19 protein-coding genes and 1 tRNA gene are annotated in these 16956 nt (G+C 30.7%); 15 read left to right on the top strand and 5 right to left on the bottom strand.

The window, feature by feature from the left end:
- Nucleotides 1–107: 107 nt before the first annotated feature.
- Nucleotides 108–1361 carry a methionine adenosyltransferase gene (metK, locus tag EV195_RS02825; RefSeq protein ID WP_132792609.1) on the bottom strand — a complete coding sequence of 418 codons (1254 nt, stop codon included), beginning with the start codon at nt 1359–1361 and terminating at the stop codon, nt 108–110.
- A gap of 271 nt (nt 1362–1632) precedes the next feature.
- On the opposite strand from metK, the gene trxA reads away from it, so the two are divergent.
- The 4 genes from trxA to EV195_RS02805 all read left to right on the top strand — a co-directional run bounded on the left by trxA (nt 1633) and on the right by EV195_RS02805 (nt 4389).
- The gene (trxA, locus tag EV195_RS02820) at nt 1633–1950 is read left to right on the top strand and encodes a thioredoxin (protein ID WP_132792606.1); all 318 of its coding nucleotides are present in this window, start codon (nt 1633–1635) and stop codon (nt 1948–1950) included.
- A 63-nt stretch (nt 1951–2013) separates the two neighbouring features.
- Nucleotides 2014–2940 carry a DUF58 domain-containing protein gene (locus EV195_RS02815; protein ID WP_394851306.1) on the top strand — a complete coding sequence of 309 codons (927 nt, stop codon included), beginning with the start codon at nt 2014–2016 and terminating at the stop codon, nt 2938–2940.
- A gap of 66 nt (nt 2941–3006) precedes the next feature.
- Nucleotides 3007–3080 (top strand) — tRNA-Asp (locus EV195_RS02810).
- 83 nt (nt 3081–3163) lie between these two features.
- A protein-coding gene (locus EV195_RS02805; RefSeq protein ID WP_132792603.1) for an IS3 family transposase occupies nt 3164–4389 on the top strand; the annotation gives its coding sequence in 2 pieces (ribosomal slippage) (nt 3164–3521 and nt 3521–4389; 1227 coding nt in all).
- Between the two features lie 74 nt (nt 4390–4463).
- On the opposite strand, the gene EV195_RS02800 is transcribed toward EV195_RS02805, so the two are convergent.
- From EV195_RS02800 to rpsU, 3 genes are all read right to left on the bottom strand, one after another.
- The gene (locus EV195_RS02800) at nt 4464–5360 is read right to left on the bottom strand and encodes a mechanosensitive ion channel family protein (protein ID WP_132792600.1); all 897 of its coding nucleotides are present in this window, start codon (nt 5358–5360) and stop codon (nt 4464–4466) included.
- Between the two features lie 96 nt (nt 5361–5456).
- A complete protein-coding gene (locus EV195_RS02795; RefSeq protein ID WP_132792597.1) occupies nt 5457–6008 on the bottom strand; it encodes a hypothetical protein in 552 nt (183 codons plus the stop codon).
- A 72-nt stretch (nt 6009–6080) separates the two neighbouring features.
- Nucleotides 6081–6278 carry a 30S ribosomal protein S21 gene (rpsU, locus tag EV195_RS02790; protein ID WP_132792594.1) on the bottom strand — a complete coding sequence of 66 codons (198 nt, stop codon included), beginning with the start codon at nt 6276–6278 and terminating at the stop codon, nt 6081–6083.
- 344 nt (nt 6279–6622) lie between these two features.
- On the opposite strand from rpsU, the gene EV195_RS16630 reads away from it, so the two are divergent.
- The 3 genes from EV195_RS16630 to cls are packed head-to-tail and all read left to right on the top strand — an operon-like array spanning nt 6623 to nt 8842.
- The gene (locus EV195_RS16630; RefSeq protein ID WP_165915673.1) at nt 6623–6787 is read left to right on the top strand and encodes a hypothetical protein; all 165 of its coding nucleotides are present in this window, start codon (nt 6623–6625) and stop codon (nt 6785–6787) included.
- Nucleotides 6788–6791: 4 nt separating this feature from the next.
- Nucleotides 6792–7424: an SOS response-associated peptidase family protein gene (locus EV195_RS02785; RefSeq protein ID WP_132792591.1), complete on the top strand. Its 633-nt coding sequence runs from the start codon at nt 6792–6794 to the stop codon at nt 7422–7424.
- Nucleotides 7424–8842, top strand: coding sequence for a cardiolipin synthase (gene cls / locus EV195_RS02780; protein ID WP_132792588.1), 1419 nt, complete (start codon nt 7424–7426; stop codon nt 8840–8842). The genes EV195_RS02785 and cls overlap by 1 nt, the downstream gene beginning before the upstream one ends.
- Here cls and EV195_RS02775 read toward each other — a convergent pair.
- On the bottom strand, nt 8834–9631 hold the full coding sequence (locus EV195_RS02775; RefSeq protein WP_132792585.1) for a patatin-like phospholipase family protein: 798 nt from the start codon (nt 9629–9631) through the stop codon (nt 8834–8836). The genes cls and EV195_RS02775 overlap by 9 nt on opposite strands.
- Nucleotides 9632–9840: 209 nt before the next feature.
- Here EV195_RS02775 and EV195_RS02770 point away from each other — a divergent pair, with 209 nt between their 5' ends.
- The 8 genes from EV195_RS02770 to rsgA all read left to right on the top strand — a co-directional run bounded on the left by EV195_RS02770 (nt 9841) and on the right by rsgA (nt 16951).
- Nucleotides 9841–10314 (top strand): hypothetical protein, encoded by a 474-nt coding sequence (locus EV195_RS02770; RefSeq protein WP_132792582.1) that lies wholly within the window; start codon nt 9841–9843, stop codon nt 10312–10314.
- Nucleotides 10315–10379: 65 nt separating this feature from the next.
- Nucleotides 10380–10844, top strand: coding sequence for a ferritin-like domain-containing protein (locus EV195_RS02765; protein WP_132792579.1), 465 nt, complete (start codon nt 10380–10382; stop codon nt 10842–10844).
- A gap of 361 nt (nt 10845–11205) precedes the next feature.
- Nucleotides 11206–12030, top strand: a complete 825-nt coding sequence (locus EV195_RS02760; protein WP_132792576.1) for a prephenate dehydratase — start codon at nt 11206–11208, stop codon at nt 12028–12030.
- A complete protein-coding gene (locus tag EV195_RS02755) occupies nt 12027–13181 on the top strand; it encodes a pyridoxal phosphate-dependent aminotransferase (protein ID WP_132792573.1) in 1155 nt (384 codons plus the stop codon). Before EV195_RS02760 ends, EV195_RS02755 begins: the two co-directional genes overlap by 4 nt.
- Before the next feature lies 1 nt (nt 13182).
- Complete coding sequence (locus tag EV195_RS02750) at nt 13183–14046, top strand: prephenate dehydrogenase (protein WP_132792570.1); 864 nt, start codon at nt 13183–13185, stop codon at nt 14044–14046.
- 11 nt (nt 14047–14057) lie between these two features.
- The gene (locus EV195_RS02745; protein WP_132792567.1) at nt 14058–15140 is read left to right on the top strand and encodes a bifunctional 3-deoxy-7-phosphoheptulonate synthase/chorismate mutase type II; all 1083 of its coding nucleotides are present in this window, start codon (nt 14058–14060) and stop codon (nt 15138–15140) included.
- Nucleotides 15141–15206: 66 nt separating this feature from the next.
- Complete coding sequence (locus tag EV195_RS02740; RefSeq protein WP_132792564.1) at nt 15207–15959, top strand: DUF5995 family protein; 753 nt, start codon at nt 15207–15209, stop codon at nt 15957–15959.
- Nucleotides 15960–16000: 41 nt separating this feature from the next.
- Nucleotides 16001–16951: a ribosome small subunit-dependent GTPase A gene (gene rsgA / locus EV195_RS02735; RefSeq protein WP_132792561.1), complete on the top strand. Its 951-nt coding sequence runs from the start codon at nt 16001–16003 to the stop codon at nt 16949–16951.
- The last annotated feature ends 5 nt before the right edge of the window (nt 16952–16956 follow it).

Raw genomic sequence — 16956 nt, 5'->3', positions numbered from 1 at the left:
ATGTAATCGATAGTAACTCTTCTTTTATATGTATATATACTTTAATAAAAAACGCTTTGTAATTGTACAAAGCGTTTTTTAAATTATTACTACATTTCTCTTATTTCTTACAAAGAAAAGGCAGCTTTTACTTTATCTACATAATCAAGCTTCTCCCAAGTAAACAATTCAACTTCTACTTGTTTAGTTTCTCCATTAGGTTGTTCAAAAGTTTTTGAGATTACTTCATTCTTACGTCCCATATGTCCATAAGCAGCAGTTTCGCTATACATTGGCGTTCTTAACTTTAAGCGATCTTCAATAGCATGAGGTCTCATATCAAAAATTTCTGAAACTTTTGCCGCAATTTGCCCGTCAGTTAAATCAACCTTAGCTGTACCGTACGTATCTACAAAAATACCCATTGGCTCAACAACACCAATTGCATATGACACCTGAACTAAAACCTCATCTGCTACACCAGCAGCTACTAAGTTTTTAGCAATATGACGTGTAGCATACGCAGCACTTCTATCTACTTTACTAGGATCTTTACCTGAAAAAGCTCCACCTCCGTGTGCCCCTTTTCCTCCGTAAGTATCTACAATAATCTTACGACCAGTTAATCCAGTATCTCCATGAGGACCACCAATTACGAATTTCCCAGTTGGATTGATGTGATACTTAATATCATCATTAAAAAGTGCTTGAATTTGTGAAGGTAATTTTGCAATTACTCTAGGCATTAAAATTTCTTTAATGTCTTTTCTAATTTTAGCTAACATTTCATCATCCCCAGCAAAATCATCATGCTGAGTAGAAACTACAATAGCCTCTACTCTTTGAGGAACGTTATCATCAGAATACTCAATAGTTACTTGACTTTTAGCATCTGGACGTAAATATTTAATTTCGTTTCCTTCTCTTCTTAAATCAGCTAACTCTTTTAAAATTAAATGAGATAAATCTAACGCTAGAGGCATAAAGTTTTCTGTTTCGTTAGTTGCATAACCAAACATCATTCCCTGATCACCAGCACCTTGGTCTTCTTTTTTTGCTCTATCTACTCCTCTATTGATATCATCAGACTGTTCATGTATTGCTGAAAAAACTCCACAAGAGTTTCCATCAAACATATATTCACTCTTTGTATAACCAATCTTATTAATTACGTTTCTTGCAATTTTCTGAACATCTAAATAAATATTCGACTTTACTTCACCTGCTAAAACTACTTGTCCTGTAGTAACTAGTGTTTCACAAGCTACTTTTGAATTAGGATCAAAAGCTAAAAAGTTGTCTATTAAAGCATCACTAATTTGATCAGCTACTTTATCTGGATGTCCTTCAGATACACTCTCTGATGTAAAAAAATATGACATATTTTGTTGTTTATTAAATTAGTAAGAGAAAAGTTGGTCGTAAAAGAAGCCAAACATTACTGCTTTAGCATTTTTTTACGAGGTTGCAATCATAACCAAATCTTTCCTCTAAGGTTGCCAGCAAATTTACTATTATTATCTAACTATAAAAATAACTGAGCAAACATATTTATAAAATTGATTTATAGATAAGAAAAACCAATCTTTTTAAGATTGAGAATAGAAAAATAAATTAGTACATTTGTAAGCATTAACGATTAAAGACAAAAGAATGGCATTAGAAATTACAGATACAACATTCGAAGAGACAGTATTGAAGTCTGATAAGCCGGTATTAGTAGATTTTTGGGCAACTTGGTGTGGACCTTGTAGAATGGTTGGGCCAATCATTGACGAAATCAGTAAAGAATACGAAGGTAAAGCGGTAGTTGGTAAAGTAGATGTAGATGCAAATCAAGAATTTGCGGCTAAATATGGAGTTAGAAACATTCCTACTGTTTTAGTTTTCAAAAACGGAGAGGTTGTTGCTAAGCAAGTTGGAGCTGCTCCTAAAAAAGCATACACAGATAAAATTGACGCTGCATTATAAGTAGAAAAAAATTATTCTATAAAAAAGGTTTGACAAATGTCAAACCTTTTTTATTTTCGGTAAATGGCTATAAATCTTTCTGAATTACAATCATCTGAAATAAAAAACCTTGACCTTTTAGCAAAACAAGTTGTAGAAGGGTTTATTACAGGTATGCATAAAAGTCCGTATCACGGATTTTCAGTAGAATTTTCTGAGCATAAATTATATAATAAAGGTGAAGACACTAAGCATATTGACTGGAAGTTATATGCGAAGACAGAGAAATTATATACCAAAAAGTATGAAGAAGAAACTAATTTAAGATGTCATATTATAATTGACAACTCTTCTTCTATGCATTATCCAATAAAGAAGACTCAGCATTTAGATGATTTGAATAAAATTGGTTTTTCTATAGTTGCAGCTGCTTCTTTAATAGAATTATTAAAAAAACAGCGAGATGCAGTTGGTTTAAGCGTGTATTCTGATTCCTATGAATATTATGCTCCAGAGAAAGTAAGTGATCGACATAGAAAATTGTTGACACATCAATTAGAAACCTTGTTAAAACAACCAAAACAATCTAAAACAACAGAAACATATCAATATCTGCATGAGATAGCTCAAAAAATTCATCGTAGATCAATGATTTTTTTATTTACTGATATGTTTCAGCCTTCAAAAGATAATGAAGAACTATTTGATGCACTACGACATTTAAAGTATAATAAACATGAGGTTATTTTATTTCATACGTACGACAAACTTTTAGAATTTAATTTTGATTTTGAGAATTCACCCAAAAAATTTGTTGATGTTGAGTCTGGACAAGAAATAAATTTATACGCAGAGACTATTAAAGAATCTTATAATAAAGCTGTTACGGATTTTTTTGACAGTTTAAAAAACAAATGTTTACAGTATAAAATTAATTATGTGCCTGTAGATATTAGAGAAAATTACAATAAAATACTCACCACTTATTTAGTGAGTAGAAATAAATTTTAAAATTTTTTAAAAAAAAGTTTGCAGAAACAAAAAAGCATGTTATATTTGCACCCGCAATAACGCAACGGTCTGGTAGTTCAGCTGGTTAGAATACATGCCTGTCACGCATGGGGTCGCGGGTTCGAGTCCCGTCCAGACCGCAAAAAGCTCTCAAAATTTTGAGAGCTTTTTTTATTTAAGTTGTCTCGTCCTGAAATAAGTTGACACAAATTAGACTTATTTTATGAATAACAATGTAGACAAGAAAAAGCGTACCCAGCGTGATTACAATTTAGGCTTTAAATTAGCTGTAGTTTCCCAAGTAGAAAAAGGCGAGTTAACTTATAAACAAGCTCAGAAGAAGTATGGTATTCAAGGGAGGAGTACCGTTTTGGTTTGGCTGAGAAAACATGGTATCTTAGATTGGAGTAAACCTGCCTTACTAATGAAATCAACATTCAAAGAAACACCTGCACAAAAGATTAAGCGATTAGAACGCGAGTTAGAAGATCAGAAGTTAAAGAATCAGATTCTTAATACCATGATTGATATCTCCGATAGTCAATATGGGACTTCTATTAGAAAAAAGTATTTATCTCAACAATCCAACGCATCAGACAAGAACAAAGAATAAGTTTATCTCGTTGTTGTCGATTGTTTGAGATATCAAGACAAGGATTCTATCAAAGTATTAAGCGTGAGGAAGCTCGAAGAGCAGAACGTTCTAAAATCAAACCTTTAATTGTCCAAATACGTATGCAAATGCCTAGGATAGGTACCCGTAAGTTGTATTATTTGTTAAAGGATGAGTTTAATGATCGAGGGATAAAAATAGGTAGAGATGCCCTATTTGATTACTTGCGTTCAGAATCTATGTTGATCAAACCTAAAAAGAATTATACCAAAACTACTAACTCTAAACATTGGTTACGCAAACATCCAAATCTGATTAAAGATGCTAAGGCAGTGCACCCAGAACAATACTTTGTCAGCGATATCACCTATATTAAAAGTAGAGAACGAACCCATTATTTATCTTTGGTAACCGATGCTTTTAGTAGAAAAATTATGGGATATCATTTAAGCGATGATATGAGTGCAGAAAATGTAGTTAAAGCGTTAACTATGGCCATTAAAAATAGAATTACATCTGAACCAATGATTCATCATTCTGATAGAGGACTACAATACTGTTCAACAGTATATCAAAGTAAGCTAGAAAAACAAGGAATAAAAGCATCAATGACAGATGGATATGACTGTTATCAAAATGCTATAGCAGAAAGAATCAATGGAATTTTGAAACATGAATTTTTAATGTATAAATGTAATACAAGAAAGGAACTGGAAAAACTTATAAAACAATCAATAAATGTTTATAATAATTTAAGACCTCACTTGAGTTTGAATATGAAAACTCCTAATTTTATACACAACAAAAAACCAGAGAAGGTACCTTCTCTAGTTTAAATATTTTTTTTTAACTGTCAACCTATTTTAGGACGACTCAAGTAATCTGGCATTTTTTAATTCTTTTAAGTCCATTACCTATTATCATTTGTTATTGTAATTGGAAGGCTTTCTTGAGAACCATACAGCTTAATTTCTTTAATATCTGCAGGCATATTAAATCCGTTTTCAATAATCACGTTTTTAACATTCTTAATTACTTCACTTTTTGTTTCTAATGCACCTCTTTTATACTCTTTTGTCTTCGTCCAAAAAATAACTTTAAGATTAACTGTGCTAACCCCTAATTCATCCACTGTAACAAAACTTTGATGTTCTTCTGTATTGATTACACCAATTGTATTAATTACTACTTCTAAAATGACCTTTTTAGCGATATCAATATCATCTTCATAATCTATACCAACTAAGAAATCATTTCTATAAAATCCATCTTCGGTATAATTATAAACTGCTTTCTTTATAATATCACTGTTGGGTATGTACACATCTCTACCGTCAAATGTTTTAAGCTTTGTATATCTAAACTCTAAAGCTTTTACCTTACCAAAAATAGTATCGATTTTTACCGTATCATTAATTCCAAATGGACGTTTAAAAGATAAAATAACTCCGGAAATAAAATTCTCTCCAATATCTTTAAAAGCAAAACCTATAATAACTGTTGATGCTCCTACCGCCGTTAAAAGTCCAGTAGCTACTCCCTCCAACCCAACTACTTTCATGGCAAACATTATGACTAAAATTAACAGCCCTAATTTTATGGTTTTACTTAAAAAATTGACCATAAGTGGGTCTTCTGTTTTATTTGAAATTGTTTTTCGAAAAAAGTTAGTAATAACTCTAGCCAACATAAATCCGGCAGTAATTATTACAATCCCTAAAATAATTTGCGGAACTTGTTCTATAAAATAATTCCAACTTTCTATAAATGACTTTTCTATCTTTTTTAATGTGGGTTCAAAATCCATGTTTTTGTGCTTAAGTGTTTATTTAATTTTATTTAAAAATTGACCAAAAAAAAGACAGTTTACAAACTGTCTTTTAATACGTTATTTCCTCAGTAATTACATTTTAAAACTTTCGAAAATTGCATATTCTGTATCACCTTTTAACTTATCATAATACTCTAATACAAAATCGTTATTGCTATTAAAATACCCTACACCGTTAAAATCATTACCTGTAACAATATAAAATCTGTTGTTTCTAGATTTATAGGCTTTAGCTGAATTTACAGTATTACTATTGGTACTATAAGAGATTAATAAATTATTTTTCTCTACTTGAAAATTATATTTTCTTCCCTTGTATTTATAGTATTTTATAATAGTAGTTTTATCATAAAATGGATCCATATCATTATCAATCATAATGATTTTATCTACTGATACTGGTGACGCCACTCTATCCTGATTTAATTGATGCTTTTGTTTTGGGTCAAATTTGTTTTTTTGAGCTTTTCTAGTAATCACTTTTACTTTGGTACTATATAAAGTTCCATCTTCACTAACCTCTGGATTTTCAACTACTTCAGTTGACTCAATAACATCGGTTTTCTGTGCATTTACAAAACTAATTACGCTAATTAATAAGGTTGTTAAAATTATTTTTTTCATTACTTTAAATTTAGATTACAAGTAATTTCTTTAGGAAGATGCTTACTATATGACATCTTTAATTTTATTGATTTATTGGTTGTTTTCTTTTCGAAGATATTCTTCTCGATACTGAGCTTTTTGCATTTGTTCTCTTTTTTCAACAGAAGGCTTTTTAAATTCTTTCCTCTCTCTTAATTCTTTTAAGATTTGAGTTTTACTGAATTTCCTTCTATATCTTTTTATAGCTCTATCTATGTTTTCATCTTCTTTAACTAAAATTCTTAACATGCTATATCTTTTATGGTTCGATACAAAAGTAGCGCAGCATTACAGTTCTTCTTGGTTCATTTCGTTTATTCCTTTGCTCATTTCATAATTTATTAACTTTTTTGAGTAAATTCTTTAGTAATTTTTTATCTATATAATTAATATGATATATAATCACTAAAAACAAATCTCTTTAAGCTTTTTAAAAACAACATAACTATAAATTATTCAAACTGCCAACGAAGCTATGATTTAACGCAAAAAGAAAGACTTAACTGAAATGAGCAAAGGAATAAATGAAATGAATTAATCTCAAGTACATCTACTTCATAATTTTGTAGAGAAACTTATTAAAACAGAATACAATGAAAAGAGAACATGAAAACTTTAAGTTTATAAAAAACGATTTACAACAAAAGAATAGGAATTATATATTTCAGAATAACAAGGTAACACGATTAGGATTTTACATCGTTTTAACTTGCTTATTTATTGGAGTTTCAATGATTGTTGCATTCACAATATCCTAAGGTTTTGAAGTATAAATTATCAAACATAGCGAGTAAAACACTACTAACAGAAGAACTAGGTCTTTCATTAAAATATCCTGCTCTGTATAAGCCTAGGTTAAAAATTGATGGTAATAGAGAACAGACTATTTCCATAATAACTATGGATGATCCAAATGTTATAATTCCAGGAATTTGGGGTATTCTACCTCAAAATTATGAGGGTAGTTGGAAAACTTTTCAAAAATTAAAAACTACACTTCATGTATCCAAAGAAGAACTATTCACAAACACATTATACAGAGAGGCCTCAATGGAACGTAGATGTTTAATTATTGTAACTGGGTTTTACCTGTATTATCTCAAAGGTGCAAAAGTCAAAAATTATTTAGTAGAGAAAGATCCGTTGCATCCTTTTTATTTAGCTGGAATATACAACATATTAGAAGACGGCTTCATAACTTGTTCAGTAATTAACACTGAAACAAACGATGAATTAACCTCTATGAATAATTTATATGAATTCATGCCTCTTGAACTCCCAAAACTTCTAAAAAATCATTGGTTAAACAAAGAATCTACTTTGGACGAAATCAAACAAATTTTATCTAAACCTTATTCTTCGAGATTAGCCGTTAACAAAATAGCTTCTCGGTAATGATTTTAGCAATAATAGTATATGTAGTTAGTGCCCTATGGGGAATATACAATGTTCTATTATACGGAACTAGACCCTCAAGATCAATAGGTTGGTTATTAGTTATTATTGGTTTTCCATTCATAGGAATAGTTATATTCATAATTTTTGGAATTAATCGTAAAGAATATAAATTTTATAAACTAAATTTTAACGCTAAAAGAAAGCTATACGATTTAAATCACAAAAGTGATGTAATAGAAAACTTTACACATCAATTTGATTCCTCAAAATTTAATGAAATAGGTAAATTACTTAGAAAAAGTTCTGGATTTCCAGTAGTCAAAAACAATAAAATTAAATTATTGAATGACGGAGAAGCTACATTTGAAGAGCTATTTGAAACTTTTTCTAAAGCAGAAAAATTCATCCATATTCAATACTACATTATAGAAAAAGGCGAACTGTTAGATAAATTTATCGAATTATTTACAGAAAAAATAAAATCAGGAGTTGAGATTCGAATTTTATATGACGCACTTGGCAGCTACAAATGGAAAAATAAATCCGTAAACAACTTAATTCGTTTAGGTGCCAAGGTATATCCAATTTTACCTTTAAAAATAAACACCATTTTATCTACACTAAATTATAGAAACCATCGAAAAATAGCCATTGTTGACGGTGTAATTGCGTTTACTGGAGGTGTAAATATTTCTGATAAATACATTAAATCAAAATCAGAATTAGGAAAATGGGACGATACACATTTAAGAATTGAAGGTCCAATTGTTGATCATATTCATAGAGTTTTTACTAAAGACTATTATTTTGCAAGCGGAAAAGAATTATTAAACAACAAATATCTTCCTGTACAAGAAGAAAAAGGTAATACCATTGCTCAAGTTATTGTTGGTGGTCCTGATTTGGATTATCATTCCATCTTACATCAGTATTCTATGATGATTCATCAAGCCCAAAAAAGCATCTTAATAGAAAATCCATATTTTATTCCAAATAGAACCTTAATGGAAGCCATGAAAATGGCTGTTTTACGCGGAGTTTCTGTTACTTTAATGGTACCAAAGAATAATGACAGTACTATAGCTAAATACAGTATGCATAGTAATTTTGAAACGTTGTTAGAGACTGGTGTTGAAATATGTATTTTAAAAAAACGTTTTTCTCATAGTAAACTCATAATCGTAGATGAAGAAATAGCTTCCGTAGGTTCTGGAAACTTTGATTATAGAAGTTTTGAGCATAATTATGAAATCAATACTATGCTTTATGATGAAGAAATAGCAAAAGAGCTAACTAAAAATTTCAACACTAGTAAGGAAAGTTGTGAAATACTTGAATACGAAACGTTTAAAAACCGATCTGTTTTTAAGAAACTTTTAGAAGGCTTTGCTAAAATTTTCAGTCCTTTATTGTAACCTTTCTCCTAAATATTCTTTAGCCTTTTTATAAATTTTATCTACCTGTTTTTTGTCAAAACCACTAAATTCTTCCAAAGGAAAACAAACCGTAGCAAAAGTTTCAAAAAACTTATATTCTTCCGAAGCTAGAGATAATAATTTAAATGAATGTTCTAAAACTCGCAAAGTAGAATTTAATTCATTATTCCTTTTAGACGAAGGATACACTACATAACTACCAACTACTGGATATTCCGACTCTTTAAATGGTGTTAACGGGAAATTATCCAATACACCACCATCAGAATACAACTGTTTATTAATATGTATTGGATTGAATAATCCTGGAATTGCACATGAAGCTAATACTGGTTTTTTTAATTCTCCTTCACTAAAATAATTAGTTACTCCTTTATTTAAATTTGTAGTAGATATGTATAAAGGAAATAACAATTCTTCAAAAGTTTCTTTGATTTTTCCGTCTAGTAATTTGCCGTAATTTTCTGAATTAAAAATACCTGCTTTTGCAAAAGTTATCCATGAATATTGAAATATATCTGTTGATTTGAAAAATTCTAACATTTCATCTGTAGAAATTCCAGATGCATACATGGAACCAACTAATGAACCTGCGCTACAAGCAGAAATTGCATTGATTTTAATATTTCTTTCTTCTAAAGCTTCAATTAAAGGTATATGAGCAACACCTTTCATTCCACCACCACTTAATACTAAATTTACAGGAACATTATTATCTAATTTATCCAGCTTATGTATTGTACATTGAAAGGCTTCTTTAACTATCATCGGTAGTAAAATTAAGATTACGGTTATCTTTTAAAGTTAATCATTTTTCAATGTTATTTTTCTTCAAAAAGCATCATCTACTATTAAAAAACCTAATATTACCTTCTCAATTACCATTCATTTGATATGAGCTAACATCTGTATTAAATGAACTAAACTCAACTCTATCTCATTTGTACTTTTGAAGTGAACATTAAAACATATTTATCATGAAACATTTAAGGAGAGTGATTATTAGTACAGCTTTATTAATGACTTCTTGTTTATACAGTCAAAGTATTTCAAAAAATGCATTAGGTATTCGAGTTGGAGATAATGACGGATTTGGAGGAGAAATTTCTTACCAACGTTATTTAAAAAGTAATAATCGACTAGAATTAGATTTAGGATTCAGAAACTCCAGAGATGTAGAAGCTTTTAAATTAGTTGGACTGTATCAATGGGTTTTTACATTAGAAAATCGATTTCATTGGTATGTAGGCGCAGGTGCAGGAGTTGGTTCTTATGAAAACCCTATAAATAGCGGAGCTTTTGCTTTAGTAGCTGGTAATTTAGGTATTGAATATGACTTAGAAATACCTTTGTTAATCTCCTTAGATATTCGACCTGAGTTAGGGTTTAATGATGAATTTAGTGACGATTTAGATTTTGATATCGCACTTGGTATTCGTTACCAGTTTTAATCTTACAGATGTTAATCGATATGCATCTCTAAAAATAGTGTCGAATAACTTTAAAACCAAATAATATGCAGAATTATACAGCACAAGTAGCAACCAAATTAAATAATTTATTAGAAAAAAATTATGATGCTGAGAAAGGATATAGAACAGCAGCAAAAAATTCTAAAAGTAATATATTAACTGACTTCTTTGAAAGAAAATCTAATGAGCGTGAACGCTTTGGACAAGTTTTAAAGAATGAAATTAAATCATTCGGAGAAAACCCAAATGAAGAAGGTAGTTTAAAAGGTACAGCTCACAGAACTTGGATGAATGTAAAAGCATTCTTAACCCCAGAAAATGATGAAGCTATGCTCGAGGAAGCTTTACGAGGAGAACAAGCTACTATTGATGAGTACAACGAGGTTATCACCTCAGAAATTGAGCTCCCACAAAGCACTAATAGAATTCTAAAAAATCAAAGAGATGAAATTTTAAAAGACGCTCTAAATATTAAACAATTAGACGATTTACAGAAGCATATCTCTTAATCCCCCCTTCATACTGAGTTAAAAAGTATAACTTTTTAACAATTTAAGAAAAGCTCCATAAATTGGAGCTTTTCTTTGTTTCATTGTAAACAAGACTTACAAAATTGTTAAATAAACACCTTACGAAATCGATACCTTAAAAAAATCGAAAAAAAAATTTGCTTAACTAAAATTAATTTTCAAGATTTGTTACCAACAAAATAACAACGAAGAAGTTATGTTACAAAACGTATGGCAAGGTTTCTATTTTTACTTTTACTTTTATAGTAAGAGGAGAGACTTTGTGTTATGTGTTTAGGTAGCTATAAAACAATATAAATATAAAGTCTCGATTGCATCGAGGCTTTTTTTTTGATGTAAAATGAAGAAAATAGCCATCCAAGGAATAGAAGGTAGCAACCATCATATTGTTGCAACGCAATTTTTCGATAAGCAGATATTACTCAAAGAATGCTTGTCATTTGATGTTCTTGTCGATAGTTTACTAACCAATGAATCGGACCAAGCAATTATGGCTATTGAAAACACAATAGCAGGTTCTATCATTCCAAACTACGCCTTGATTGATAAAAATAACTTACATATTTCAGGAGAATATTACCTACCAATTCACCACCACTTGATGGCTTTACCCAATCAGAATATAAATGAAATTACTGAAGTTTGCTCACACCCAATGGCATTGTTACAGTGTAAGGAATTCTTTAAACAACATAAGCATATTAAATTGGTAGAAGATGTTGATACTGCTGAGATTGCCAAACGAATTTCTGAAAAACAATTAAAAGGCGTAGCGGCAATTGCGCCCAAAATAGCAGCCGATATTTTTAATCTAGAAGTCATAGAAGACGAGATTCAAACCATAAAAAACAATGCAACTCGATTTGTAATTCTACAAACTTCAAAACCAGCAAACGGAATCGAATCTATTAACAAAGCTTCTTTAAAATTCGAGTTAGATCATAAGAGAGGAAGTTTAGCTGCTGTTTTAAATGTAATGAGTGATTGTAAATTGAACCTAACAAAAATTCAATCTTTACCTAAAATTGAAACTCCTTGGAAATATTCATTCTTTGTAGATGTTACTTTTGACAGCTATGAAGATTACAAAAAAGCCAAAGCCATTATAGAAATTATGGCCACAGATTTTAAAATATTAGGTGAATACAAAAACGGAAGATCATGATAACATTCGCAAACCGTTTACAAACTGTTGAAGAATACTACTTCTCAAAAAAATTGAGAGAGGTAAGAGAATTGGTTGCTAAAGGAAAACCAATCATTAACATGGGAATTGGAAGTCCAGATCTAGCTCCTCCTACTGAAGTAATTACAGCAATTACAAAAAGTATGTTAGAAGCGGGCGCACATAAATACCAAAGTTACCAAGGAATCCCTGAGTTTAGAACCGCAATTAGCTCATTCTATAAAACTAACTATAATGTGAATCTAAATCCAGATTCTGAAATCCTTCCATTAATGGGAAGTAAAGAAGGGATTATGCATATTTCGTTAGCGCTTTTAAATGAAGGAGACAGTGTTTTAATTCCAAATCCTGGATATCCAACATACAGTTCGGTAACTAAACTTTTAGGAGCCAAGCCTGTTTTTTACGATTTAGTTGAAGAAAACGACTATCAACCAGATTTTACGGCATTAGAGAAAGAGAACCTAAGTAACGTAAAATTAATGTGGATTAATTATCCGCATATGCCAACAGGAACAAACGCTTCTAAAGACACTTTCAAAAACATTATTGAATTTGCTAAAAAGCATAATATTATTGTTGTAAATGATAATCCGTATAGTTTTATTTTAAACGAAAATCCGACTAGTATTTTACAAGTTAATGGAGCTATGGATATTGCTTTAGAATTAAACTCTCTAAGTAAATCTTTCAATATGGCAGGTTGGAGAGTGGGAATGTTATCAGGAAAACAAGAATTCTTAAATGAAATTTTAAAAGTAAAAACCCAGATGGATTCTGGAATGTTTTACGGAATTCAAAAAGGAGCGATTGCTGCATTACAACTTTCAAAAGAGTGGTTTACTAGTATTAATTCAATTTACGAAACAAGAAGAGCATTAATCCATGAGCTTGTAGAAAAATTAGGACTTACTTGTAAAAAAGATGGCTCTGGAATGTTTGTTTGGACTAAAATTCCGTCTAACCAAACATCTGAAGAATTTATAGATAACCTTCTTCATAAATACGATTTATTTGTTGCTCCGGGGAGCATTTTCGGAAGTCAAGGTGAAGGTTACATACGTTTTTCTTTGTGTGTTAAGGAAGAAGATATAAAAACAGCAATCAAAAGAATCGATAATTTAGGGTAGTATGAATGTATTTATAATTGGGGTAGGATTAATTGGCGGAAGTTTAGCACTAGATATTCAAAAAGAATTCGATAACGCTATCATCTACGGAATAGACAGAAATGAAGATCACATAGAAGAAGCTTTAACATTAGGTATTATAAATGAAAAGGCTACTAATGAAGATTTAGCAATTGCAGATATTGTAATCGTTTCAATTCCTGTGGATGTTTCCTTACAAGTTATTCCTGAAGTATTAAATCATATTTCTGAGACATGTTTGGTTTTAGATGTTGGTTCAACTAAAGAATTGGTTTGCGAGGGCATTTCAAATCACCCAAAAAGAAGGAATTTCTTAGCAACTCATCCAATTGCCGGAACAGAGTTTTCTGGACCTCAAGCAGCTTTAACCGGCTTATACAGAGGAAAAACAAATATTATTTGTGAAGTTGAAAAGACTGCTTTTAAGCTTCAAGAAAAAGCGTTAGAAATTTTCTCAAAAATAGGAATGCGTATTCGATACATGGATCCAAAATCTCATGACAAACATATAGCTTATGTATCGCATTTATCTCATATCAGTTCTTTTATGCTAGGAAAAACTGTCATCGAAAAAGAGAAAAACGAACGTGATATTTTCGATATGGCAGGTAGTGGATTTGCTTCTACTGTTCGTTTAGCTAAAAGTTCACCCGCTATGTGGACTCCCATTTTTGAACAAAACAAAAGTAACGTAATAGAAACCCTAAATGAATACATTCAAAATTTACAAAACTTTAAAACCTTATTAGAAGAGAATAATTTTTCAGAGATCTACTCTGAAATGGAAAATACCAATCATATTAAACAAATTTTAAGCGGAATTCAAGAAGTTAAGCTTTCTTAAAAAACAAAAAAATGGAAAATACCAAAAAATTAAGAACGTGGTTAGATGATTTCAAATTAAGTCATCCTTTAGTAATAGCAGGACCATGTAGCGCAGAAACAGAAGAGCAAGTTCTAAAAATTGCTCATGAATTAAAAGACACAGATGCAACTGTTTTAAGAGCAGGAATTTGGAAGCCAAGAACTAGACCAGGAAACTTTGAAGGTGTTGGTGCTTTAGGATTAAAATGGTTACAACGAGCTAAAAAAGAAACAGGAATGTTAACTTCTACAGAAGTTGCCAATAAAGATCATGTAAAGTTAGCTTTAGAGCACGATATTGATATTTTATGGATCGGAGCAAGAACAACGGTAAGCCCATTTATCGTGCAAGAAATTGCAGATGCTTTAGAAGGAACCGATAAGATTGTTTTAGTTAAAAACCCAGTAAATCCAGATTTAGCGTTATGGTTAGGAGCTATTGAGCGTTTATACTCTGCAAATATCAAAAAGCTAGGAGTTATTCACAGAGGGTTTTCTACTTACGAGAAAACGAGATATAGAAATAACCCAAACTGGCAAATTCCTATTGAATTACAAAATCGTTTCCCTGACTTACCGTTAATCTGTGATCCATCTCACATTGCTGGTCGTAGAGATATTATTTTCGATATCTGTCAGACTGCTTTAGACTTAAATTTTGATGGTTTAATGGTGGAAACTCACTACGATCCAGATAACGCTTGGAGTGATGCAAAACAACAAATTACACCAGACACGTTAATTCAAATGATGGTCGATTTAAAAATCAGAAAAGAAACGGATACAGAAGCCGATTATAGCAATGCTTTAAATACACTTAGAACACAAATTGATGTAATAGATCATCAGTTAATTGAAATGTTAGGCAAACGTATGAAAATTTCTGACCAAATTGGTTCTTTAAAGAAAGATAAGAACGTTGCCATTCTTCAAACAAAACGATGGAACGAAATTTTAGGCAAAATGATTCTAGAAGGCGAAGAAAACAATTTAAGTGAAGAATTTGTACTTAGAATATTCAAAGCTATTCACCAAGAAAGTATTAACCATCAAAAGAAAATTATCAATTCATAATAGTAAAAAGCGCAGTAATTGCGCTTTTTTTATGTACATTAACCTGACCAAACTAACCAAAAATCAATGAAACCAATTCACACTATTGATGATGTAATAGCTATATTGCAAGATATTATTGACACATCAATCCAAGAGAAAAACCCTTTAGGATATTTCGCTGCTTTATATCAAAAAGTAACTATTAAAGTTAAAGAAGGAATTCATAACGGTTTCTTTGAAGACGGACCTCGAATGGAAAAATTAGATATCATATTTGCCAAAAGATATATTGATGCTTATTATAGTTTTACACAAAATAAGGTAGTTACACAATCTTGGGAAAAGGCATTCTTATTATCAAAAAAATTCTGGCCAATTGTATTACAACATTTACTAATTGGTATGAATGCACACATTAATCTTGATTTAGGAATTGCTGCTGCCGAAGTTTCTAAAGGTGCTCCGATTGAAAATTTAAAAGGTGACTTTGATAAAATTAATTCCGTCTTATCTTCTTTAGTTTTAGATGTAGAAAATGATTTAGCAAAAATATATCCTTTCCTTAGAAAAATTTTGAAATATACGCGTGATGTGGATAATTTTTTAGTTGATTTTAGTATGGAAATAGCTCGAAATGGAGCTTGGGATTTTGCTGTTCAGCTATCAAACTCTCAAGAAAACAACGTTAATGAAGTTATTAATGAACGAGATATTAGCGTAGCAAAAACCGCTACTTTAATCAGTAAACCAGGTATAATTGCCAATATTATTTTTGGTATTATCCGATTGGGAGAAAAGGGAAGTGTTTCAAAGAAAATAAAAGATTTAATGGACTAAACTTAGTTAGGAGATTCAATTTTTATTCTCATCTTTGTTATATGACAGGTACGGTGTATAAATCTACAGGAAGTTGGTATTGGGTAAAAACAGAGGAAGGTCGGTTTTTAAATTGTAGGATTAAAGGAAAATTTCGAATTAAAGGTATTAAAAGTACCAATCCTATTGCTGTTGGTGATAAAGTTAAGTTTGATATAGACACCAAAAGCGATGAAGAAACTGGGATTATTACTGAGATTTATGATCGCAAAAACTACATCGTTCGTAAATCTGTAAATCTTTCAAAACAAACCCACATAATTGCATCAAATATTGATCAAGTTTTTTTGATAGTTACTATTGATAATCCGCCAACTTTTACCACTTTTATTGATCGTTTTTTAGTGACTGCAGAGGCTTATTCTATCGACGTAGTTTTAGTATTCAATAAAATTGACACCTACGAAATAGAACAAAAAGCTGAGATTTTATACCTAAAAGATATTTATGAACCTATTGGTTATAAATGCATAGAAGTTTCAGCTACAGACGGAACTAATGTTGATAAAATCAAAGAAATGATGAAGGGTAAAGTAAGTATGTTTTCTGGACATTCGGGCGTAGGAAAAACCACGTTACTAAACTTCATAGAGCCATCTTTAGATTTAAAAACAAAAGAAATTTCAGAACAACATAAGCAAGGACAACATACTACTACTTTTGCAGAAATGTTTGATTTAACTTTTGATGCTCAAATCATAGACACGCCAGGAATTAAAGGTTTTGGTGTTGTAGATATGGAACAAGATGAGTTAGGTGATTATTTCCCAGAATTTTTTGCTTTAAAACAAGACTGCAAGTTCAATAACTGTATTCACATCAATGAGCCGCATTGCGCAGTGAAAGAAGCCTTAGAAAATGAAGAAATCTCTTGGTCTCGCTATAAAAGTTATCTACAAATTATCGAAGGAGAAGAGGAAAATTATAGAACAGATATTCTTTCTGGAAAATAAATTCT

Origin of the sequence: Tenacibaculum skagerrakense (assembly GCF_004345825.1) — a bacterium.
Lineage (GTDB): Bacteria > Bacteroidota > Bacteroidia > Flavobacteriales > Flavobacteriaceae > Polaribacter > Polaribacter skagerrakensis.
This window is presented reverse-complemented; position numbering and strand designations above follow the sequence as displayed.

Coding starts and splice junctions, on each gene's coding strand:
- cls (WP_132792588.1), top strand. CDS start 7,424: ATGATTTTAGCAATAATAGTATATGTAGTTAGTGCCCTATGGGGAATA.
- EV195_RS02815 (WP_394851306.1), top strand. CDS start 2,014: ATGGCTATAAATCTTTCTGAATTACAATCATCTGAAATAAAAAACCTT.
- EV195_RS02760 (WP_132792576.1), top strand. CDS start 11,206: ATGAAGAAAATAGCCATCCAAGGAATAGAAGGTAGCAACCATCATATT.
- EV195_RS02745 (WP_132792567.1), top strand. CDS start 14,058: ATGGAAAATACCAAAAAATTAAGAACGTGGTTAGATGATTTCAAATTA.
- EV195_RS02740 (WP_132792564.1), top strand. CDS start 15,207: ATGAAACCAATTCACACTATTGATGATGTAATAGCTATATTGCAAGAT.
- EV195_RS02765 (WP_132792579.1), top strand. CDS start 10,380: ATGCAGAATTATACAGCACAAGTAGCAACCAAATTAAATAATTTATTA.
- trxA (WP_132792606.1), top strand. CDS start 1,633: ATGGCATTAGAAATTACAGATACAACATTCGAAGAGACAGTATTGAAG.
- rsgA (WP_132792561.1), top strand. CDS start 16,001: ATGACAGGTACGGTGTATAAATCTACAGGAAGTTGGTATTGGGTAAAA.
- EV195_RS02800 (WP_132792600.1), bottom strand. CDS start 5,360: ATGGATTTTGAACCCACATTAAAAAAGATAGAAAAGTCATTTATAGAA.
- EV195_RS02755 (WP_132792573.1), top strand. CDS start 12,027: ATGATAACATTCGCAAACCGTTTACAAACTGTTGAAGAATACTACTTC.
- EV195_RS02770 (WP_132792582.1), top strand. CDS start 9,841: ATGAAACATTTAAGGAGAGTGATTATTAGTACAGCTTTATTAATGACT.
- rpsU (WP_132792594.1), bottom strand. CDS start 6,278: ATGTTAAGAATTTTAGTTAAAGAAGATGAAAACATAGATAGAGCTATA.
- EV195_RS02795 (WP_132792597.1), bottom strand. CDS start 6,008: ATGAAAAAAATAATTTTAACAACCTTATTAATTAGCGTAATTAGTTTT.
- EV195_RS02750 (WP_132792570.1), top strand. CDS start 13,183: ATGAATGTATTTATAATTGGGGTAGGATTAATTGGCGGAAGTTTAGCA.
- metK (WP_132792609.1), bottom strand. CDS start 1,361: ATGTCATATTTTTTTACATCAGAGAGTGTATCTGAAGGACATCCAGAT.
- EV195_RS02775 (WP_132792585.1), bottom strand. CDS start 9,631: ATGATAGTTAAAGAAGCCTTTCAATGTACAATACATAAGCTGGATAAA.
- EV195_RS16630 (WP_165915673.1), top strand. CDS start 6,623: ATGAAAAGAGAACATGAAAACTTTAAGTTTATAAAAAACGATTTACAA.